Source organism: Pseudoalteromonas phenolica (assembly GCF_001444405.1).
GTDB classification, from domain to species: Bacteria; Pseudomonadota; Gammaproteobacteria; order Enterobacterales; family Alteromonadaceae; genus Pseudoalteromonas; species Pseudoalteromonas phenolica.
Map to the genome: position 1 here is coordinate 1,624,837 of NZ_CP013187.1, position 20,418 is coordinate 1,645,254.

The following is a 20,418-nucleotide window of genomic DNA, read 5'->3' on the forward strand; positions in this document are numbered from 1 at the left end:
TGTTACTCCTTATTAAATAACTCGTTTTCTAACGTGTTACCATTAATTAATTGTCGGTATTGCCAATTCAGTTTATGACAATATTTTAGTAAATGTACATCAAATTGCTTATTTTCAGCTTTGTACTCAATGACAAACTCTTTGCTTTGAGTCTGCTGAACGTGTGTGACGTCCTGCAATTGCTTTAAGTAATCAAGCGCTTGATGAGGTTCGTTGATAAGTTGCAATGTTAAATAATTATGCTCACCTTGATAGTTACGGGTCTTGTGTTCAGAAAGCTCGCCTTGATCTAAATACAAAATATGTGAACAAAGCCTTTCTAATTCACTTAGATCGTGTGAACTTAATATAAATGTAGCCTGATCACTTAAATCAGAAATTATATTTCTGATCTCTCTTGCATTTACTGGGTCTAAGCCTGCTGTTGCTTCATCAAGAAGAATGATTTCTGGTTTATCAATTAATGCCTGAGCAATACAAACTCTTTTTCTCATCCCGTGAGACAGCTCAGAAACTCTTGAGTTGACGTTATCTTTTAGTCCGACTAATTCAAGTACTCTGTGTGTTTCTTTTATAGCGGCAGGTTTTGATAACCCTTGAAGCCTACTATAAAAACAAAGTTGTTTTTCTAGTGAAAACCTTGGATCTAACTGAGCATCCTGCGGCAAGGCTGAAAGTTTACTGAAAAGTTTCGGCTCTCCGAGTTGCTGACCCAAAATATCAACTTGTCCTGAGTCTGGCTCTAGATAACCGCACAAAATACTAAAGAGAGTGGTTTTACCAGCACCATTAGGTCCTATAAGCGCCGTTGTTTTACCTTGTTCAATCTCAAAAGACACATTCTTTAAAGCGGCTTTTGATCCAAAGCTTTTACTTAAATTTGTTACTTTTATTACTGAACTCATAATGCACGTTTCCTTAAAGCAACAATAGAAATAAATAACCAACCCACACTTTGTATAACAGGTAATAGCCAATCAATGAAAGACGTATTCTTTTGCCCCGCTACATCTGCAATTTGTTCGCCAGGAAATGCATAGAACAAAACATCAATAAACGGAATATAATGCGCAAAATAGGCAATGACAGCTGAGCCTAATGTGAATAACAAAATTGCCATTACGATACTTAATCTTGATGAACTAGTGACTATGTTAAGAAATGCCATCAGCGCAATAAAAGGCATGCTTATTAAAGTTAACTGTATACTGAGCTTTAAGCCGAGTAATAAGCCATTTGAAAATAGAGCAGGGTCTCTATAAGACATAATCAGTAATGTTGCTAAGACAGTAGAAACAATTAAAATTGCGACGATTAATAGCTGTCCTAGATAACGACCTAGGAGAATTTCGTCTCTCGTACTTCTTAAAGATAAAAACCGGAGAGTACCTCTCTGCCTGTCTCCAACGGTTTGATCTGAGCTCACAAATAATGAAAACAGTGGAAAGCAATAAAGAGAGATTACCCAGTAAATTGCGAACTCAGCTTCTGGCCATGATATGAGCTCTTGAAAACCAATTCCGCCAGCAACCTGCCTAGCAATATCTTTAAACATTGGGCCACTTAAAAAAGGTACGGCTTCGGCAATGAGATATTTAAAAATCATAAACCAAACCATTGCGAATGCGGCGAGGGCCAATAAGCCTCTTTTAGTAGCAAATAAACGCGTTAATTCAAATTGCGTAATTTGCCATACTCGAAACAATGACATAATTTCTCCTTTAACTTACGGTAACATTAGCTGTTACTCTAAATAAATTAAAGACTTAAATTGTTTCAGAGTATGGCAGTTGTAACATAGTTAGCTATGTATTATGAACTTTGCCATTACCAGCCGCATTGACGGCCTTTGTTTTGTTCATCTAAATATTTTTGCAATGGTTTGAAGTAATCAAGAATGGCTGTTGCATCCATTTGTTCTTTGCCAGTAAGCGTAGCTAATGCTTCTTGCCATGGACGACTGCTGCCCATCTCAAGCATTGTGTTTAAACGTTCACCAGCTTCTTTAGAGTTATAAACAGAGCAACGATGAATCGAGCCTTTGTTACCGGCTATTTCACACAGCGCTTTATGGAACTCAAATTGTAAAATATGTGCTAAGAAATAACGTGTGTAAGGTACATTACCTGGTACATGATATTTTGCACCTGGATCAAAATCGTTCTCTGTTCTTGTTATTGGCGCTTGAATTCCTTGATATTTTTCACGAAGCTCCCACCAAGCTTGGTTGTATTCTGCCGGGCTAATTTCACCATTGAACACTTTCCAACGCCATTGATCCACGAGTAAGCCGAAAGGAATAAACGCTACTTTGTCTAGCGCCATCTTCATTAACAAACCAATGTCTTTTGATTCATCAGGTACTTCATCTAATAAACCGATTTCTTTTAAGTAACCAGGTGTAACAGATAGAGCAATTGTATCGCCAATGGCTTCATGGAAACCATCATTTGCACTTTCTTGATAATAAACAGGTTGGGTATTATAAGCGCGTTGATAGAAGTTATGCCCTAATTCGTGGTGAATTACAGAAAATTCTTCGCCGGTACGCTGAATACACATCTTGATACGCAAATCGTCTTTTGAATCTAGATTCCACGCAGAAGCATGGCATTGTACATCTCTATCCTGAGGTTTGGTGAACAGTGAGCGACTATAAAATGTTTCAGGCAGTGGAGCAAATCCCATCGAAGTGAAAAACTTTTCAGCACCTTTGACCATAGTTAGCTCATCATAGTTATGTTTCGCTAGCAGTTGGGTCACATCATAGCCTGGATCTGCATTTTCAGGTGCAACAACGTCGTAAATATTGCCCCAAGTTTGTGCCCACATATTGCCTAGTAAGTGAGCTGGGATCGGTTGGTCCTGTGGTACTTTATCTTCGCCATACTTCTCACCAAGCTTGGCGCGAACGTGACAATGTAATGAATCATAAAGTGGTTTTACTTGACCCCAAATTCTGTCAAGTTCATCTGCAAAGTCATCAGCAGGCATATCATATTTACTTCGCCACATAGCCCCAGTATCGGCATAGCCTAATTCTTTCGCGCCTTCGTTTGTTAAAACAACTTGCTTTTCATAAAGAGGGCGCATTGGCTTTGCAACTTGTCGCCAACCTTGCCAGATATCTAGTAACTCTTCGTAATCTCTAGACGAGGCCATTTTGGATGTCATATCACCCAAGCTCATGCACTCATTGCCTTTACAGTATTTGCCTTTACCATACATGCCGTCTAATTCAGCTAGAATGCCTGCAAGTTCTTTAGATTTTTCTGCATTTTGGGGAGCAGGTAAAGTAAGCGCTAATTTGAGTTTGTCCATTTTTCGGCGATTATCTTCGCTCAGAGAAAGTGAATCAAATTTTGCTGCTTCATTAGCTAAACGTACAACAACGTCTGTATATTCACGATTAACATCAGCAGAGAGTGACGCAGTGTCTTCTGTAATAAAGTTTGCATAAATCCAAGCCGCACGAGATGCTCTAGCGTTAAGGTCTACCAACGTTTCTGCGGAGCTTGCTAAAAAAGTTTCGGCATCTTGTTCAGTGACTTTTTTGTTTTGGCTTACGGTATTACAGGCTGTAAGTGCGAGTGTACTTGATACGATTAACGCACCAATACTTAGTTTAAATTTTGCTGTCATTATTTTTCTCAGTTGTAATTATTGTGTCGAATAATAGCAGCGCTTCAGAGGTGCGACAATGCGGCAAGTTAATGTGGATGAATTTGAAAATAAAAAAGGCTGGATAACCAGCCTTATGTTGAAAACTTATCTTGCAAATGGGTCTGGGTTAATCTTGTCGACGTACCACTTACCTTTTTTTCTCACCATTTGTACACTGCGCATGTCATCAACTTGTTCACCTCTTAGCATACCAGTGAATACCAAGTTAACTTTGGCATCATCGCCATATTGTTCTCGAAGGCTTTGGTTTGTCATGTCGACTTCAATTGTTACAGAGTCATACTGTAAATTGATTAAATTTCTAGCAAACTGTTTCGCAGTACCATAAGAGCGCATAATTCTGCCCATTCGAGGTGTCGCAATTTTGATTGCTGCATCAAAATCTTTTTTATTATAAATTGCATCAAAATACATAGTGGCTGCATAGCCTGGGCTACTCTTGTCACCTCTAGAAGATTCATCAGAATCACATCCTAAAAGAGTAATTAAAACAACAAGAAGTAGTGCAGTGATCTTTTTCATAACTTGGAATATCTATAAACAACTCTACTTAGTGTGTCTTCTTAATTTTATTTTGTAAAGTGAATGAGAAAACTTTGAGAAATAAAAAAGCTCGGCATTTAGAATACCGAGCTTTTTATCAGCTAGAAGGGTTAGTTATTGAGTGATTTTTCTAAATTCACGTCAGTTGTGTTATTCGTTTGTTTGTTTTTTTTACGAAACAAACCTTTGATATCTTCGAGCACAACATACTGACATGGTATTAATATCAAGGTGATAACTGTCGCAAACAGAACACCAAATGCGAGTGATACAGCCATTGGGATCACTATCTGTGCCTGCAGACTGGTTTCTGTGATAATTGGAACCAGACCAATAAATGTGGTTAAAGAGGTAAGAAGTATTGCTCTAAATCTTTTACAACCAGCCTCAACAACAGCTTGTTTGAGTGCAATACCTTCTTCTCTGGCTTTATTCACAAAATCAACCATTACAAGTGAATCATTTACAACAACACCTGCAACTGCGATTATTCCAAAGAAAGATAGACTACTCATTGTCATGCCCATCACCACGTGGCCAAAAACGGCACCAACCACACCAAATGGGATCACAGACATGATTAATATAGGTTGTGAGTATGAGCGAAGCGGAATAGCAAGTAGGGCAAAGATGATCATCATTGATAATGCAAAATCTCGGATCTGCTCAGCAACACTGTCCATTTCTTCTTGAATACGGCCTGCGACGTTACTTTGAACTCCTGGGTAGTTTTTCAATAGAGAAGGCAAGTATTCATCACGGATCTCTTCAGCAATTTTGAACGGCTCAGCTTGATTTGTATCTACTGCTGCCCAAACATTAATAGTACGTTTCGCATTTTCACGACGGATACGACTCACACCATCGACTAGATTAATTTTAGCAACTTCAACTAGAGGCACTTCAGCACCAGCAGGAGTGATGATACGCACATTTTGTATATCACTGATAGAGTTGCGTGATTCTTTAGGGTATCGGATCATCACTTTAATTTCTTCGCCTTCACGAAGAATACGCTGTGCTTCTAAGCCGTAGTAACTAAAGTTAACCTGTGAAGCAACATCGGATAAGGTTAAACCCATACTGTATGCAAGCGGTTTTAATTCTAACTGAACTTCGTCTGTTGCACTTTGCATTGAGTCGTTCACGTCACCTACGCCAGCCATAGAATTCAGTTTAGCTTTAAGCTGATTAGCAACTTCTTTTAATTCATCTTTATTCTTACCTTCGAGTCTGAAGCTGATGTCGCCATCATCTCGTCCACCATTCATGATGCTGTCTTCAATATTAAGTGTTTTTACACCGGGTAAAGGGGGCATTTGTTCACGCCACATTGCACTTAACGCAAATGTGTCGATAGGGCGGAGGTCTGGCTCTACTAAGATAGCCATGATCTGAGCGTTGGTTCTACCACGTAGGCTTACCGACAGGTCACGTACCATTTTTTGGCCATACTTAGCTTCGATCTGTTTGTCGACTTCCAAAATAAGTGCTTCAACTTTTTGCGCAGTTTCAAGTGTTGCTGTCTCAGAGCTTGAAAGGTTCATCTCAATTCTCACTTGAGGGAAGTCATGTGGAATTTTAGGGTTTGCGACAAACTTTACTAATCCACCGGCAAACATGCCTGCAGCGACTATAAGTACGGTTAAGAAACCAACAATTACGGTGTAACGGTAGTGAATACAGCGTTCAATAAATGGGCGGTATAGATTTTCGATAAAGTTTTTAAGACCCCCATCTAAAATTTCACGTAAACGGTGGAACGGGTTTTTAGGGTTACTCGGCTTATCTTTCATCGCGGCTAAGTGAGCCGGTAAAATTAGTTTAGACTCAACTAGAGAGAAGATAAGGCAAAGAATAATGACACCACCAATGGCCTTTGAAAATGCAGCGGCTGGCCCTGTCGCTAATGTTTGTGGTAAAAACGCAGCAACCGTTGTCAAAACACCAAAAGTAGCAGGGATAGCAACGCGTTTTACACCACGTACTACATTATCAAGGCTATGGCCTTTCTTTTCTATTTCTGCGTGAACAGATTCCCCCACCACTATGGCATCGTCAACCACAATACCAAGTACTAGAATGAATGCGAATAATGAAGCCAGATTAATGGTCACATCTAAAAAGCCCATCGGCATAAATAAAAATGCGCCAAGGAACGAAACTGGCAAGCCCATCATTACCCAAAATGCTAAGCGTACACGCAAGAACAGCGCAAGCATCAACATAACCAGAATACCACCCCAAATCATATTCTCGATCATCATATTTAAGCGACCATCTAGGTAGTAAGTTAAATCAATGAAAGGTTCAATTTGAACGTCTGCTGGTAACGTTTTATTGCGTTCAGCTAGGTATCTCTTAACTGTATCAGCAACTTTGGTGATATCTTGATCTTTTGAAGCTCTTAGTTCAAAAGTCAGTGAGTTTTTGCCATTGTATTTCGAAAATTGTAAGCCTTCTTCAAAACCATCTTTAACAACTGCTACATCTCTTAAGAAAATCTGCGCACCATCTTCTAATGTTTTTAAAGGTAAGTTTTCAAATTCATGACCTCGATATGCTTGATTTTCAACACGCATTGAGATGTAGCCATTATCAGAGCGTATTTGACCTGCTGACATATTGGCTGAAAAGGCACGTACTGCTGAAGATATATCACGGAAAGTTAAGCCATATTCGCGAAGCTTATCTGGGCTAACCTCGATACCAATTTCATAGTTTAAACCACTGAAGAAACTTAACAGGTTAACACCAGGAAGCGCTAACATTTCGTCATGTAAGGTATTCCCAAGCTCTTTTAATTCGGCATTGCTTAAGCTACCACTCAGTGACATCCACATCACTTCTTGTTCAAACTTGTCGTATCGAACAATAGGGCGTTCCATACCTATTGGAAAACTCGAAATCGAATCAACCTGCATTTTTACTTCATCAAGTACTTCCTGTGGGTTGTAGCCTTCTTGAACTTGTATCCAAGTTTGCGAAAATCCACGGTTAGAATAGGTGATCAGTCGTTTGATCCCTTCAAGGCCTTCCATTGATTCTTCGACTTTAATGGTTATGCCTTCTTCAACTTCTTGAGGCGCCGCACCAGGATAAACCGCTTGAATACTTAACCATGGGCTTTCAAATTGCGGAAACATTTGTTTGCGAATAGAAAAAGCCGTTAATATCCCGCCTACTAATATAAATATCATTAATAAGTTTGCAGCAACGGGGTTGCGTGCGAACCAGGCAATTAAGCCTTTTTCAGTTGATGTACTCATGCTTATTCCTCCTTAAGTGCAAGTTGCGTTTCAGGAGAAGAAATAGGAGAGTCATCAGTACGAAGTTGCATACCCTCTGTCGGATACTCTAGTGCAGATGTGATGATTTGAGCGCCATTCATCAGACCTTGATCTATGATTGCCATGCCATTCGTTTCACGGATGATATTGACGCCTTTAAAGCTCAATGTTAAATCATCATTTAGAACGGCAACCTTATTGTCTTTGATTAAGTGTTGCGGTACTTGAATGGCATTTTCAACTAAAGCGCCTTCAATAGAAGCATTTAAGTACGCACCAAAACGAAGTTGCTTTGAACTATCAGAATAAGGTTGCGGAACTTGTGCAACTAAATAAGTCATTCGGCTGCGTTGATCAATAACACCTTCGCTACGAACCACTTTACCTTGCCAAGTAACAGTTTTACCGGCTACTTGTGCCGTTAAAGCGACATTTGCATTAACACCTTGTTGAGGTAGGTATTGTAATTCATGATCAGCGACGGGAAGACGTATTTCAGCCACTGAAGTTGAGTTTAAAATACCAAATTTGCTACCAGGGTTTACAACACTCCCTAAACTGACAACACGACTATCGATAATTGAATCATAAGGTGCTTTGATGTATGTGCGTTCAAGGTTTCGCTTAGCACGTTTTACACTTGCTTGCGCGGCCTTAAAACGTGCGAGCTTTTCAGCGAGTTGAGGTTTTCGTAAATATAATTCGGAAGGAATAGTTTCATTGGCATTATTTTTAATACGCTGCCATTCTTTTTTGGCAACATGCGCTTGAGCCTGCTCAATTTCAAGTGCAGAGCTTGCTTGTGCAAGGCTTGCTTCTGCCTCAATTAATGCTGCTTCATAATCGTTTGGATCTATACGGGCTAACACTTCACCTTGTTGAACAAAGCCACCTTTTACAAACTTCTCTGACAGTTCAATGATTTGACCACTGACTTGTGCCACTAGCTCAGTTGTGTATTTAGGCTTAACAATACCATAAGACTCTACGTTTAATCTCATATCTGAAATTGTAATAGGCGCAGCCTTTACAAGTGGGTGAATGACTTTCTCGGGTTTTTTTTCTGGCGCCTCTTTCATGGATGAAAGTCCGATGAAGACAGCTACTCCTCCAGCTAAAACCGCTAAGGGTAAGATGATTTGTTTTTTACTAGCCACAATAATAGTCCTTCCGACGGTAGAATGATTTTTCAGCATTCTATTTTATTAATCTACACAATGAGCATACTCGAATAGATGTTTCTAGGTATTTATATGCTGTACTAAGATGTAACAATCCGTGAATTCATGACATAGTTATTTACATTTGCAGGTACAACCTAGATATTAAATATAGTTGATTATTTTGAAATAATTAATTTGAGACTAATCTGGCTTGTTTTGCGTGTTACAATGTTGCGTCATTTTTTATTTGAGGGCGATATTATGGAATGTCGTTTACACTGTGGTGCTTGTTGTATAGCACCGAGCATAAGTACAAGTTTCCTGAATCATCCGAATGGTAAAAAAGCAGGAGAACGTTGTAATAACTTAACAGACGATAATTTATGTAAATTGTTTGGTCTGCCTGAACGTCCAGCTGTTTGTCACGATTTCAAAGCTGTGGAGTGGGCATGTGGTCAAAATCAAAATGAAGCAATTAAGATTTTAACCGAGCTTGAAACCTCCACAAGTTGATCATAGTCCGCCAGCTAAATCCACGAAGTTTCCTGTCGCATATGATGCTTTTTCTGAAGCGAGCCAATATATGGCTTCAGCGACTTCTTCTGGTTTTCCACCACGTTGCATAGGTAATTTTGCTTTTAATCTATTAACTCGGTCTGGCTCTCCGCCGTCTGCGTGAATGTCTGTGTAGATTAACCCAGGCCTGACACAATTAACGCGAATGCCATTTGCAGCAACTTCTTTTGCAAGCCCGATAGTGAGCGTATCAATTGCGCCTTTGCTTGCAGCATAATCCACATATTCGTTTGGTGAGCCTGTTCTCGATGCTGCCGAAGAGACATTAATAATACTTCCGCCGGTGCCACCAAATTCTGTCGACATATGCCTAATGGCGAATTTAGAACAAAGAAAATAACTCATCACATTACTCGTCAATACCTCTTTTACTCGCTCTTCAGTTAACTCAATGAGTTTTGCTTGCGGTTTTAAAATGCCCGCATTATTCACAAGCACGTCGATTACACCCAGTTGTTCAGTGACAACCTCAAATAGTTTTTGTACTTCGCTTTCTTTATTAACATCAGCTTGTACGGCAATGGCTGTTCCACCCATTGACTTAATTTTGCCGACAACTTCGTTAGCTGCATCTGCATTGTTAAGGTAATTAACGCAAACGGCATAATCATTTTTTGCGAATAACAACGCTGTAGCTGCACCAATCCCACGGCTAGCCCCTGTAATTACAACTATTTTCTTTGATGTCATGTGTATTCCTTATCGGTAAAAAAATAATTAAGTTAATAGTTTGTTGTAAATTGATGTTTTTTAGGTGATAAATAAATGGCTATTTAAAGCAATGACAACAATCAACAGGATATGATTATGAAATTTAACCTTAAAAAGAAAAACCTAAAGCAATTAAATCGTAACGTAAACGACTTAGAAAAGCAGCAAACCCCTCAAGTAGCTGGTGGTCAACCACCAACGGGTATAATTTGTCATAACATGAGTAGAGATGGACATAATTCTTGCTTTTGTTAATGCAGTGCTGAGCCTTCGGGCTCTTTTAACTCTTGGCTTTAATTAACTGAGAAATTCACTCAAATTTACTATGATTAAATCAGAGTTTGTGAATTTGAAGATTTCCATGAAAACCTTTATAAATTTAATTTTTCTATTTTTGACTGTTCCTTCATTTGCAAATTCAATCGTTGAAAATAAAATTACAGAAGCTGAAGACTATTTAACTGTTAACCCTGCACAATCATTAATTTTGCTTGATAGTATCTATGATAAAGAAAGGTTTTCTGACGAACAATTAATCCGCTGGCATTTGATCAGAATGAGAGCCGCTGTACCTACAAACCAATTAGATAAACTCAGTGAGTCTTTAGAAACGGTATTTCAGTACAAACATCATTCTTACTTTAAAGCACATTTAACTTCTTTTCTGAGTGGTAGCGGAATCTATCTAAGAAAAAAACAATTTTTAGACGATGCGAAAAAAAGTTTAGAGTGTGCGTATAAATATGCGCAAAATGAAAAGCAAAGGTTAACTTTAACGAATAGTTTGGCTTTGGTTTCACGCCAACAGAGCGATTATGACAGCGCTAGGTTACTATATAAAAAAGCCCGGGCATTGGCGGTAGAAACAAACCGAGAAAGTATCATTGCAATGATAGATAACAATCTCGGAATGATTGAATTTGATGTGGGTAATTTAAAAGAGGCAGAAGCTTATTACCGAAAGGCATTAAAAGGTTATCAACTGATAGATAAGCGCTCAGGAGTAGTGACAGCCAGCATTAATTTACTTTTTTCATTCTTACTACAAGACAAGCTTTTCGATTATCAGCGCTTGTATTCACCAACGGCAACTTTGACATTAGCTTTCCCTAATCAATCAAAACAATCACTATTGTACTGGGTCCACCAAAGATATATGCAGCTACAAGGAGGAAAAGTTACTTCCAAGATAATCCAAAAATTAAAAGATGCATACGCTAATTTAGAAGACATTAAAGTCAAAATACATATTTATAAATATCTTGCCGATGATATGAACATCTCGCTTAAAGCCCCTGAAAATAAAGCTAATCAAGAATTCAATCGCCCATGGTTTGTGGCCGTTAAGCAGTGTGATTGGGTTTTGAATTAGTTTTACTCTACATATTTCTTCAATAAACCCTTAACTAAAGCGTCACGAGTTTGTAAGAAAGCGTGTTTACTCTATGCTAAATCAGTCTGGACTAGACCAGATTTAAACCCAAAATTAGAGATAAACGCAATGAAAAAATTATCCTATGTCGCAGCTGCAATATTGCTGGCTCAAAGCGCACACTCTTTTGCATCAAATGGCAAACTTGTTGGTACAGTAATAGATCAGCAAAGTCATTTGTCAGGTGTAATGATCACCGTGAAAGGGCAAAAAGCAACGGCGGTCACAGATTACCGCGGTCGATTTGAACTGCCGAATTTGAAAAATGGCGAATATACACTTGTAGTGAGCTACATGGGGTACGACAGCGTTGAAGTAAAAGTAAAAGTACGAGACTCTGAAATTACTTTACTCGACCCAATCATCTTAAACTCGCAACAGCAAATAGAAGAGGTTGTGAGTGTGGGTCAAATATTTCGAGGTGAAATGGCGGCGGCCAACAATCAAAAAAATGCCTCGAATATTATCAGTGTTATAGCCGCTGACGGTATTGGAAAGTTACCCGACAGAAATGCAGCAGAAGCGGTGCAACGTATTCCCGGTGTGTCAATTGAGCGCGATCAGGGCGAAGGACGTTTCGTAGCTGTTCGTGGCCTACCATCGCAATGGAGCTCAGCTAGTATCAACGGCAATCGACTCCCAACAGCAGAAGAAGAAACAACGAGTAGGGCAACGGCATTTGATTTTTTTCCGAGCGAGTTAATTGAGTTTGTTGAAGTATCTAAAGCGATCACACCAGATATGGAAGGCGACGCAATCGGTGGTAGCGTTAATTTCATAACTAAAAAATCAGCAGATGACTTTGTGTTTAAAACAAGTTTTGCATTAGGTCAAAACGAGCTAGCAGAGGGCACAAATTACTCTGCAAATGTGGTTTACGGAGACCGCTTACTAGATGACAAACTCGGTTTTATTGTCAATGCCACGGCTTGGAAGCGAGATTGGGCAACCGATAACTACGAACCAAGACGCCGAGGTGAAAGCGAAAACTTCGGTATTTATCGACTAGAACTACGAGATTACACAGGAACCCGCGAAACATATGGTTTAAATGGTTCTATTGAGTACGATTTAGATAATGGCAGTATCAGTGCAAGTGCATTATATGGCACCTTGGTTGATGATGAAACGCATTACAAACATCGACTTCGTTTTGATAAAGACAGAGTTGAGCTACAGCATATTCGCAATGAATTAATTACTGAAATGAATGGTTTAGAGTTAGCGGGTGTCCACAACATCGGCTTTAACAAAACCGTAAACTGGCAGTTAGCGAGCTATGAAAATGAGTTCAAATATGGTGATAAGCCGAATGGCCAAGATAACAGCTATTTTGTGATGCGTTTTGACCAGAAAAACGTCGGTTATGTTGGTTTGCGAGAAGCGGAAAATGGAAAAAGTTATGCGTACAACCTAGTGGATGGGGGAGCTGATCCTTGGAATGCGATCAGTAACCATTTTGCAAATGGTTTCGCACTGGATGCAACTCAAGCTGGCTTATCTTGGGTTGAGTTATATAAAGTGTATGTTAAAGAGAAAGATAGGTTGGTTGCTAACCTTGATTTTGAATGGCAAAGAGATTCTGACCTAACCTATCAATTCGGGGCTAAGTACAGAGATAAAGTACGTTATGCGGATTTTGCGGATGAATTCTACGAGTGGAATAGTGATGAATTTGGTACAGCACCAACACTTGCTGATTTTACACTTGTTGATCAACCGGGGCGAAGCGATTACCTATCAGAAGCTAATTTCAATTACCAGGCACAGTTTTCTCAAGTGGCCACAACTGAAGATGCAATGGCATTTTGGAATACAAATCGAGATAAATTCAGATTGGTAGATGGTGAATCAGCACTCATCAGCAATGGTGGCGCACTCGGTCGAAATTTTGATGTAGAAGAAACCCATATTTCACTTTACGGTATGGCAACCTATCAAATGAGCGCTCAGTTAGAAATACTCGCAGGTCTACGACTGACGCAAACTGAGACCAGTGTATCCGGCTACACCTACTTAGCCGATCAACAACAAACTGTAGAAACCACGCAGAGTAATGATTATCTTTCTGTGCTGCCAGCTCTTCACCTTACCTATCGTGCTGATGAATCGACGAATTATCGTGTTGCATTAACAAGAAGCTTTGCGCGTCCAGACTTTGGCTCATTGACTCCGGGGGCAACTTATCTAGAAGCAGACAACAAGCTTGATTCAGGTAACCCTGCGCTAGAACCAACTTATTCTAACAACCTAGATGTAATGTTAGAGCACTACTTTGACAGAGTAGGCCTTGTGTCTGCGGGTTTGTTTTATAAAGACATTCAAGATCCAATTTTCGAAAAACGTTCGATTGGCAATTACAACGGCCGTGATGGCGTTAATATTGTTCGCCCAGAAAATGGCGACAGTGCCTGGCTTGCAGGGATAGAGTTTGCGTTTAACCGTGATCTTGGATTTATTTCTCCACAGTTAGAAAATTTTGGTGTTATGACCAATGCCACATTTATGGATTCAGAAATGACCATTCCAGAGCGGGCAGGCAAGGTTGCTATCCCAAGACAAGCAAAAGAATTGTATAACTTTACTCTTTACTATGACGATACTGAATTTGCAGCTCGTATCGCTGTGAATCATAAAGGTGCTTATATCGAAGAGCATGGCAAATCAGCACAAAGCGACAGTTATTATGGCGCAAATACCAGTGTTGATTTTACAACTTCTTATCAAATCAACGAACAAGCTTTGGTTTATCTAGAGCTGAATAATCTCATCAATGAAGCACTTGAATATTACATGGGCGAAAAAGGCCGACCTTTGCAAGTTGAGTACTACGGTATGCGCGCAATGATTGGCTTTAACTACCAGTTTTAGCTGTAACTTCAACGCCTAGTTTTTGTTTCTTATATTTTTAAGCTGTTTTGCGAGGTCAGAAACTGGCCTCGTAATTTTCAAGGTTTACTTATGAACTCTTTATCGCTTTGGCAAGTGCCGGCAAAATGGTTAAGGCCAGCTCAAGGGCTCGCTTTTGTTGCATTTGCTGCTTGTAGTGCGTTTATGACGTATTTCTGTATGTATGCATTTCGAAAGCCCTTTTCGGTTAATAGTTATACCGAGCTAGATCAAGAACACTGGCTCGTCAGTTTCAAAATAGCTTTGATTTTATCGCAAGTATTTGGCTACTTAGTGGCTAAATTTATCGGTGTAAAAGTCATTGCTGAGATGCAGCATGCAAACCGAGCAAAAACCATTCTATGGATGATAGTGAGTGCCGAACTTGCCTTGATCTTATTTGCTATCTCACCTTCACCACTCAATGTGATTTGGTTATTTTTTAATGGCTTATCGCTTGGCATGATCTGGGGTCTGGTTTTTAGCTACCTAGAAGGGCGTAAAACCACTGAGTTACTTGGTGCAGTGTTAAGTGTAACGTTTATTCTTGCGTCGGGCTTAGTTCGTACTGTGGGTAAATGGCTTATGGTTGAAATACAGGTATCAGAAATGTGGATGCCAGCAGTAACTGGCGCCATTTTCTTACCTCTTTTGGTTATCTCTGTGTTTTGTTTGAACAGTTTACCCGCGCCTACAACATCAGATGAGCAAGCCAGACAAAAAAGAGCCCCAATGAACGGCGCGCAAAGGTGGGCGTTTTTTAAAGAATACGGGGTTGGGATCACCTTACTGGTACTAAGTTTCTTACTCTTCACAGGGTTTAGAGATTTTCGAGATAATTTTTCTTCAGAAATTTGGCATGCACTTGGATATGGACAAGAGCCTGCAATTTTTGCTTATGCAGGCGTTCGAGTCGCTTTAATTGTCTTAATTGCGTTAGCGGCTTTGGTATTGATTAAAAATAACCGTATCGCATTTTTTGCAAATCATGGTTTTATCTTGTTGGGCACGGCTTTACTGGCAACAAGTACATGGGCGTTTGAGCAGAGTCTGCTGGATGCTAAAGCGTGGATGGTGTTACTTGGTGCAGGGCTTTATATTAGTTACATCCCCTATAATTGCTTTCTATTTGACCGAATGATCTCAGCAGTTGGCTCAACCGCAAATGCTGGGTTTTTGCTTTATCTCGCAGACTCAGCAGGTTATGTCGGCTCAGTTGGCATTTTACTCTACAAAACGTTTGGATCACCAGAGTTAAGCTGGTTGAGCTTTTTCATTATGGCTTGTTACTGGGTAGCGGCAATTGCCAGTGTGCTGGTGGTTAGCTCCTTGTTGTATTTCAGTTTCAAACTCAAACCTTTTAGACCTGGTTACTCTCTACAACCAGCACATCAAAACTAACAAACAGGAACATCAAAATGAAACATATTGAAGCGCTAATTTTAGATTGGGCGGGCACCGTTGTGGATTATGGCTCAATCGCACCCACGAGTATTTTTGTTGAGGCTTTTAAGCAAGGGTTTGATTTTGAGATTAGTCTTGAAGAAGCTCGAGGCCCAATGGGAATGGGGAAATGGGACCATATTCATGCTTTATTGAATACAGGCTCGATCCAAGTTCGTTGGCAAAATCAATTCGGTCGTTTACCTAATCAAGAAGATGTTGACCAAATTTACAATACATTTATGCCCTTACAGCAGGCTAAAGTAGCTGACCGTGCTGCACCAATCGAAGGCGTTCTACCTGTGATACATCGATTGCAATCCGATAACGTCAAGATAGGTAGTTGCTCAGGGTATCCAAAACCTGTGATGGATGTTTTGGTGCCTGCTGCGACAGAATATGGTTATAAACCTGATTGTGTGGTTGCAAGTGATGAGTGCGAAGCTGGCTCTCGTCCAGGGCCTTGGATGGCATTAGAAAATGTACAAAAACTGGGTATTTCTCGAGTAAGTGCCTGCGTAAAGGTAGATGATTCTGTACATGGTATTAGTGAAGGGTTAAATGCAGGGATGTGGACTGTAGGCATAGCCATTACAGGTAATGCTATTGGCTTGAGCGAGCAGGAATGGGCAGATGAGAGTGAAGCATCACAAGTGGCGCTTACTCGCAAAGCTTATGCGCAATTGGCTTCGGCGGGTGCCCATTATGTTATTGATTCACTTGCTGATATTGAGCCGATTTTACATGTGATAGAAGCCAGAATAGCAAGAGGAGAAAGACCTTAATGCGCTATGTGCCTTTTTGGTTTGATGAGGCGGTGACGGAGGCAGATGAAAAATCTGCCTCACACTTGACTCATGATATAACCACAGATGTATGTATTATTGGTGGTGGTTTTACAGGGCTTTGGACAGCAATTAATCTGAAGCTAACAAAACCCGAACTTGATGTTGTGATTATCGAAAAGGAGTTGTGCGGACAAGGTGCTTCAGGCAGAAATGGCGGTGCTATGCTCACTTGGTCTACAAAGTTTGGCAGTTTAATTAAGCAAGTCGGTTTAGAGCGGGCGATGAAATTGGTCAAAGCCTCTGAACAAGCGGTGCACGATATTAAAGCGTTTACTGAAAAGTATGGTATTGACTGTGATTGTCGCGTTGATGGTACCTTTTATACGGCATCGAACGCCTTACAGAAAAATGCCTTTAAACCTGTGCTCGATTTACTTGCTACACATCAACTTAATGCATGGCAAAGTGTTACACAAGATAAGCTTGTGATGACGGGGTCAAAAGCGAATTTATCTGCAATTTTTTCGCCTCATGCTGGCAGTGTTCAGCCTGCCAAATTAGTCCGAGGTTTATTTAGAGTGGCCAAGCAACTTGGTGTGAAAATATATGAACGGACAAAGTATATTCATAATCAGGGGGATGAAACTTTAAATATAAAAACCGACCGAGGCATGATCAAAGCTAATAAAATGGTGTTTGCTGTGAATGCTTGGCTTCCTAAGCTTGATCCACAATTTGCGCGTTCTGTGGTGTTAGTTTCAAGTGATATGGTTATCAGCAAAGCCAACCCAGAAACCATTAAAGCTATGGGACTGAACCATGGCGCTCCAATTATAGATAGCCGAATTTTCGTAAATTATTATCGAACCACGACATCAGGCAGACTAATGCTAGGTAAAGGCGGCAACTATTTTAGCTATGCAAATCATGTGTCAAAGAGGTTTGATCAGCCAAGTCGATATTTAGAAATGATGAAGCATTACTGGCAATATTTTTTTAATCATAGCGGTTTAGAAATCGAAAGAAGTTGGACAGGCCCGTCTGATAGAAGTGTTAGTGGGCTGCCTTTTTTTGGTCAATTAAAGACTCAGAAAAACATTTACTATGGCAGCGGATACTCAGGAAATGGCGTCGTGCAGAGCTACCTTGGCGGTAACATTTTGGCGAGTTTAATTTTGAACAAAGCAGATGAGTGGCGAGATTGTGGCTTAGTTAATCAGCCAATTGCACAATTTCCTGTTGAGCCAATTAGAACCTTAGGGGCATACATGGTGCGAAATGCTATTAGGCGAAAGGAATATGCTGAGGACTTAGGAAAACAAGCTAAACTTTGGGATATTTATCTGAGTAAATATAGTGGAACAGCCGCTAAAGTTGATACGTCAGTTAATAAATAGCCCCAATTTTCGAGTGTAACAATCATATAGCCTTGTATTTGTAACCTAGATAGGTAAATTAAGAGGAGATTCATATTTCAGTGGTTATAAAGGCAATTTGATGTGAGGTGCATTAGGATATGTATAAATACGCTGTTTTAATATTATTGCTTATTTCGAGCTTTAGTTTAGCTGCAAACAATGATGTTTTGTCTTTGGATAGAGTCGATGTCGGCCAAGTTAAATTTGCTTTTGAAAACGACTCAAATATATACCCAGACGAGAGTGAATTTAACATCGACCATTTTGTTTTGATGAGCAACGACAATGGTGAGCGATGGGGAATTTTAACCATTACCAACCAGTCGAGCGGTCGCAGAGAATTACAAGCAAAACACATCATGGCGTTGTTTGCAGACGGCTCTAGGTATTCTCCAGTAAACTTTAAACAACAATTCAATGGCAATGAGACACAGTCTATTACTTTGAATTTTGGCGAAAACAAGTTTCCGATCTTATCCGTTTACACGAGAAATTAATAATTGATTGTGCAGGTTTCAAAGTTAAATTGATCGCAAAGGTGATAATCTAAGTAATATTTATCCAGCTTAGGTTTAACGCCTTGCATTAGGTAGTTGTACATTAGCTCGGCGCTTTTCCTTCCCATCTCGAATGGCTTTTGTCCTAAATTCACAGTTGATAGACCCTGCTTAAGCGCATCAAGTTGAATTTGCTCTGTGTCAGCAGAGATGATCACAAAGCCGCCATCGCTAATTTTATTTTTTGCTGCTTTCATTGTTTCTATGTACTCAGGATTAAACTGAGCAAATCCAGCTACAGCCAAGAAGATTGGTGGATTCTTTAGTGAAGAAAAACGCTTAACTTGTTCCAAAGAAGCATGTCTTTTCCCCATGGTATAAAGCGGGCAGCGAGGATGCTCTTCCCAACCGCTATTGCCAGACAGACGCTTTTTACTTTGACCTGATAATGCATGGCGCACCCCTGCAAGTCGGGCATTGAGATTTGGCGTAGTTTGATGCCCAGACTGCAGACAAATGCTTTGCTTTTCAGCTGTTTTGTATTTTTTTGCTAATTTTCCTAAAGCGATACCAAAGTCAAAATTATTCGTACCAATGTAAGCAAGCCTGTATTGCTGATGTTTAGGCAATAAATCTGAGTCGAATGTGAGAACTGGAATATTTTTCTTCTTTAGGTTTTTGAGGGCATGAGTAACTAAGTATTCAGAGTCAGTGGTTGAGACTAAAAAGGCGTCCACATTTTGATCTGCTAATTCATTGATAACGAGAGATTGGGTTCTTACATCTTGGTAATCATCAGCGCCATCGTAAATACATTTAAGGTTATTAACCTTGCTTGCAAAATTTAGGCAGCCTTTGAAAGATTGTTCGTAAAATTAATCATTTTTGGTTTTACCTATAACTGCAATTGTGAATTGTTCGTTTGCATAAGTTTGGTTCAAAGCACAACAAAGCAAAGTCATAACACAGATACATAAGTAAAAAAATTGACGAAAAGATAATTCCATTAATCAGACTTCAATAAGGTTAAAATGACGACTTTGAAATAAGTATACATAATAAAATCACATAACGACTGTACCGGAAAATATTTATTTGTGTAAGCAAGTGTTTCTGAATTATTTAACGTTAATATCTCAGATTAAACATAAGTAATGAGACAAAGAATTAGCTTTATTAAAAATATTTCTAGATTCTGTTTGTCATAAAACTGAAGTAAGCTAGAACTGTTCTGATAAATAAATTGTTATTGAAATAAGTTGCTTATGTTGTTGTATCAAGTCATCCGAAATCATATTCAAAATCTTGTTAATGAGGGACGGTTAAATGCCGGTTCTAAACTTCCTTCAGAGCGCAGCTTACAAGAGCAATTCAATTCTACGAGGATCACGGTAAGAGAAGCGCTGGCTAGGTTAGAATCGGAAGGGGTAATTTACAGCCAAAAACGTAAAGGGTGGTTTGTTACTCCAGAGAAACTAAAGTGGCACCCTGCACGTAAAGTGAATTTTAATGCGTTATCTGAATCACAAGGGTTTGTGCCCTCTACCAAAGTTATTGAACTGATGACCCCTTCTAATGAGCACAGCATTGCATCTTTTCACTTTGATGATAAGCCAATTTATAAACTGACCCGAGCTCGATATTTAGATGGAAGAGGTGTATTAGTTGAAGAAATTCACTGTCTTGCAGCGCGTTTTAATCATTTAGAAAAACAAGTTTTAAATGGATCAATCACTGATGTTATGAAACAGCACTATCAGGTTGATGTTTCTCATGAACAGTGCAACATCAGTGTCACTGTGCTCCCCGATTATGCCGCTGAAATACTGGAAAAGAACAGCGGCACGCCTTGCTTAAAAGTGCAAAGAGCGCGTTATGACAACGAAGACAACTTGGTCGACTTTAATTTAGAGTTCTGGTTACATGATTGCATTGAAATGGTGGTGGAAGGAAGTTAAAACTTGGAAGATTTTGGATAACGAAA

Annotated in this window: 16 protein-coding genes and 1 pseudogene; 9 read left to right on the top strand and 8 right to left on the bottom strand. The window is 39.6% G+C overall.

Annotation, left to right across the window (positions count from 1 at the left end; genetic code table 11):
- Nucleotides 1-2: 2 nt before the first annotated feature.
- The 6 genes from PP2015_RS07170 to PP2015_RS07195 form a co-directional block, all read right to left on the bottom strand.
- Nucleotides 3-905: an ABC transporter ATP-binding protein gene (locus PP2015_RS07170; protein WP_058029616.1), complete on the bottom strand. Its 903-nt coding sequence runs from the start codon at nt 903-905 to the stop codon at nt 3-5.
- Nucleotides 902-1,711: an ABC transporter permease gene (locus PP2015_RS07175; RefSeq protein WP_058029617.1), complete on the bottom strand. Its 810-nt coding sequence runs from the start codon at nt 1,709-1,711 to the stop codon at nt 902-904. The genes PP2015_RS07170 and PP2015_RS07175 overlap by 4 nt, the downstream gene beginning before the upstream one ends.
- Before the next feature lie 116 nt (nt 1,712-1,827).
- Nucleotides 1,828-3,642 (bottom strand): M2 family metallopeptidase, encoded by a 1,815-nt coding sequence (locus PP2015_RS07180; RefSeq protein WP_058029618.1) that lies wholly within the window; start codon nt 3,640-3,642, stop codon nt 1,828-1,830.
- A gap of 126 nt (nt 3,643-3,768) precedes the next feature.
- Nucleotides 3,769-4,206 carry a hypothetical protein gene (locus PP2015_RS07185; protein WP_058029619.1) on the bottom strand — a complete coding sequence of 146 codons (438 nt, stop codon included), beginning with the start codon at nt 4,204-4,206 and terminating at the stop codon, nt 3,769-3,771.
- A gap of 131 nt (nt 4,207-4,337) precedes the next feature.
- A complete protein-coding gene (locus tag PP2015_RS07190; protein ID WP_058029620.1) occupies nt 4,338-7,496 on the bottom strand; it encodes an efflux RND transporter permease subunit in 3,159 nt (1,052 codons plus the stop codon).
- A 2-nt stretch (nt 7,497-7,498) separates the two neighbouring features.
- Nucleotides 7,499-8,674: an efflux RND transporter periplasmic adaptor subunit gene (locus tag PP2015_RS07195; protein WP_058029621.1), complete on the bottom strand. Its 1,176-nt coding sequence runs from the start codon at nt 8,672-8,674 to the stop codon at nt 7,499-7,501.
- A gap of 267 nt (nt 8,675-8,941) precedes the next feature.
- Here PP2015_RS07195 and PP2015_RS07200 point away from each other — a divergent pair, with 267 nt between their 5' ends.
- Nucleotides 8,942-9,193, top strand: a complete 252-nt coding sequence (locus PP2015_RS07200; RefSeq protein WP_058029622.1) for a hypothetical protein — start codon at nt 8,942-8,944, stop codon at nt 9,191-9,193.
- On the opposite strand, the gene PP2015_RS07205 is transcribed toward PP2015_RS07200, so the two are convergent.
- Nucleotides 9,194-9,946 carry an SDR family oxidoreductase gene (locus PP2015_RS07205; protein WP_058029623.1) on the bottom strand — a complete coding sequence of 251 codons (753 nt, stop codon included), beginning with the start codon at nt 9,944-9,946 and terminating at the stop codon, nt 9,194-9,196.
- Between the two features lie 117 nt (nt 9,947-10,063).
- On the opposite strand from PP2015_RS07205, the gene PP2015_RS22015 reads away from it, so the two are divergent.
- The 7 genes from PP2015_RS22015 (at nt 10,064) to PP2015_RS07235 (ending at nt 18,434) form a co-directional block, all read left to right on the top strand.
- The gene (locus PP2015_RS22015) at nt 10,064-10,222 is read left to right on the top strand and encodes a hypothetical protein (protein WP_169792721.1); all 159 of its coding nucleotides are present in this window, start codon (nt 10,064-10,066) and stop codon (nt 10,220-10,222) included.
- A gap of 106 nt (nt 10,223-10,328) precedes the next feature.
- On the top strand, nt 10,329-11,339 hold the full coding sequence (locus PP2015_RS07210) for a tetratricopeptide repeat protein (RefSeq protein WP_058029624.1): 1,011 nt from the start codon (nt 10,329-10,331) through the stop codon (nt 11,337-11,339).
- Between the two features lie 129 nt (nt 11,340-11,468).
- The gene (locus tag PP2015_RS07215) at nt 11,469-14,270 is read left to right on the top strand and encodes a TonB-dependent receptor (protein ID WP_058029625.1); all 2,802 of its coding nucleotides are present in this window, start codon (nt 11,469-11,471) and stop codon (nt 14,268-14,270) included.
- Nucleotides 14,271-14,360: 90 nt separating this feature from the next.
- Nucleotides 14,361-15,689, top strand: a complete 1,329-nt coding sequence (locus PP2015_RS07220; protein ID WP_058029626.1) for a DUF5690 family protein — start codon at nt 14,361-14,363, stop codon at nt 15,687-15,689.
- Between the two features lie 17 nt (nt 15,690-15,706).
- A complete protein-coding gene (gene phnX, locus PP2015_RS07225) occupies nt 15,707-16,516 on the top strand; it encodes a phosphonoacetaldehyde hydrolase (RefSeq protein ID WP_058029627.1) in 810 nt (269 codons plus the stop codon).
- Nucleotides 16,516-17,916: an FAD-dependent oxidoreductase gene (locus PP2015_RS07230; RefSeq protein ID WP_058029628.1), complete on the top strand. Its 1,401-nt coding sequence runs from the start codon at nt 16,516-16,518 to the stop codon at nt 17,914-17,916. The genes phnX and PP2015_RS07230 overlap by 1 nt, the downstream gene beginning before the upstream one ends.
- Before the next feature lie 119 nt (nt 17,917-18,035).
- Nucleotides 18,036-18,434: a hypothetical protein gene (locus PP2015_RS07235; protein WP_058029629.1), complete on the top strand. Its 399-nt coding sequence runs from the start codon at nt 18,036-18,038 to the stop codon at nt 18,432-18,434.
- Here the strand turns inward: PP2015_RS07235 and PP2015_RS07240 are convergent.
- Nucleotides 18,431-19,294: pseudogene (locus tag PP2015_RS07240) on the bottom strand (substrate-binding domain-containing protein); the annotation flags it as partial. The gene PP2015_RS07235 and the pseudogene PP2015_RS07240 overlap by 4 nt on opposite strands.
- A 405-nt stretch (nt 19,295-19,699) precedes the next feature.
- Here PP2015_RS07240 and PP2015_RS07245 point away from each other — a divergent pair.
- On the top strand, nt 19,700-20,392 hold the full coding sequence (locus PP2015_RS07245; protein WP_058029630.1) for a GntR family transcriptional regulator: 693 nt from the start codon (nt 19,700-19,702) through the stop codon (nt 20,390-20,392).
- The last annotated feature ends 26 nt before the right edge of the window (nt 20,393-20,418 follow it).

What these genes read in the sequence shown, in the direction of transcription:
- PP2015_RS07210 (WP_058029624.1), top strand. Translation starts at nt 10,329, where the DNA reads ATGAAAACCTTTATAAATTTAATTTTTCTATTTTTGACTGTTCCTTCA.
- PP2015_RS07185 (WP_058029619.1), bottom strand. Translation starts at nt 4,206, where the DNA reads ATGAAAAAGATCACTGCACTACTTCTTGTTGTTTTAATTACTCTTTTA.
- PP2015_RS07215 (WP_058029625.1), top strand. Translation starts at nt 11,469, where the DNA reads ATGAAAAAATTATCCTATGTCGCAGCTGCAATATTGCTGGCTCAAAGC.
- PP2015_RS22015 (WP_169792721.1), top strand. Translation starts at nt 10,064, where the DNA reads ATGAAATTTAACCTTAAAAAGAAAAACCTAAAGCAATTAAATCGTAAC.
- PP2015_RS07170 (WP_058029616.1), bottom strand. Translation starts at nt 905, where the DNA reads ATGAGTTCAGTAATAAAAGTAACAAATTTAAGTAAAAGCTTTGGATCA.
- PP2015_RS07205 (WP_058029623.1), bottom strand. Translation starts at nt 9,946, where the DNA reads ATGACATCAAAGAAAATAGTTGTAATTACAGGGGCTAGCCGTGGGATT.
- PP2015_RS07180 (WP_058029618.1), bottom strand. Translation starts at nt 3,642, where the DNA reads ATGACAGCAAAATTTAAACTAAGTATTGGTGCGTTAATCGTATCAAGT.
- phnX (WP_058029627.1), top strand. Translation starts at nt 15,707, where the DNA reads ATGAAACATATTGAAGCGCTAATTTTAGATTGGGCGGGCACCGTTGTG.
- PP2015_RS07190 (WP_058029620.1), bottom strand. Translation starts at nt 7,496, where the DNA reads ATGAGTACATCAACTGAAAAAGGCTTAATTGCCTGGTTCGCACGCAAC.
- PP2015_RS07230 (WP_058029628.1), top strand. Translation starts at nt 16,516, where the DNA reads ATGCGCTATGTGCCTTTTTGGTTTGATGAGGCGGTGACGGAGGCAGAT.
- PP2015_RS07245 (WP_058029630.1), top strand. Translation starts at nt 19,700, where the DNA reads ATGTTGTTGTATCAAGTCATCCGAAATCATATTCAAAATCTTGTTAAT.
- PP2015_RS07200 (WP_058029622.1), top strand. Translation starts at nt 8,942, where the DNA reads ATGGAATGTCGTTTACACTGTGGTGCTTGTTGTATAGCACCGAGCATA.
- PP2015_RS07235 (WP_058029629.1), top strand. Translation starts at nt 18,036, where the DNA reads ATGTATAAATACGCTGTTTTAATATTATTGCTTATTTCGAGCTTTAGT.
- PP2015_RS07220 (WP_058029626.1), top strand. Translation starts at nt 14,361, where the DNA reads ATGAACTCTTTATCGCTTTGGCAAGTGCCGGCAAAATGGTTAAGGCCA.
- PP2015_RS07175 (WP_058029617.1), bottom strand. Translation starts at nt 1,711, where the DNA reads ATGTCATTGTTTCGAGTATGGCAAATTACGCAATTTGAATTAACGCGT.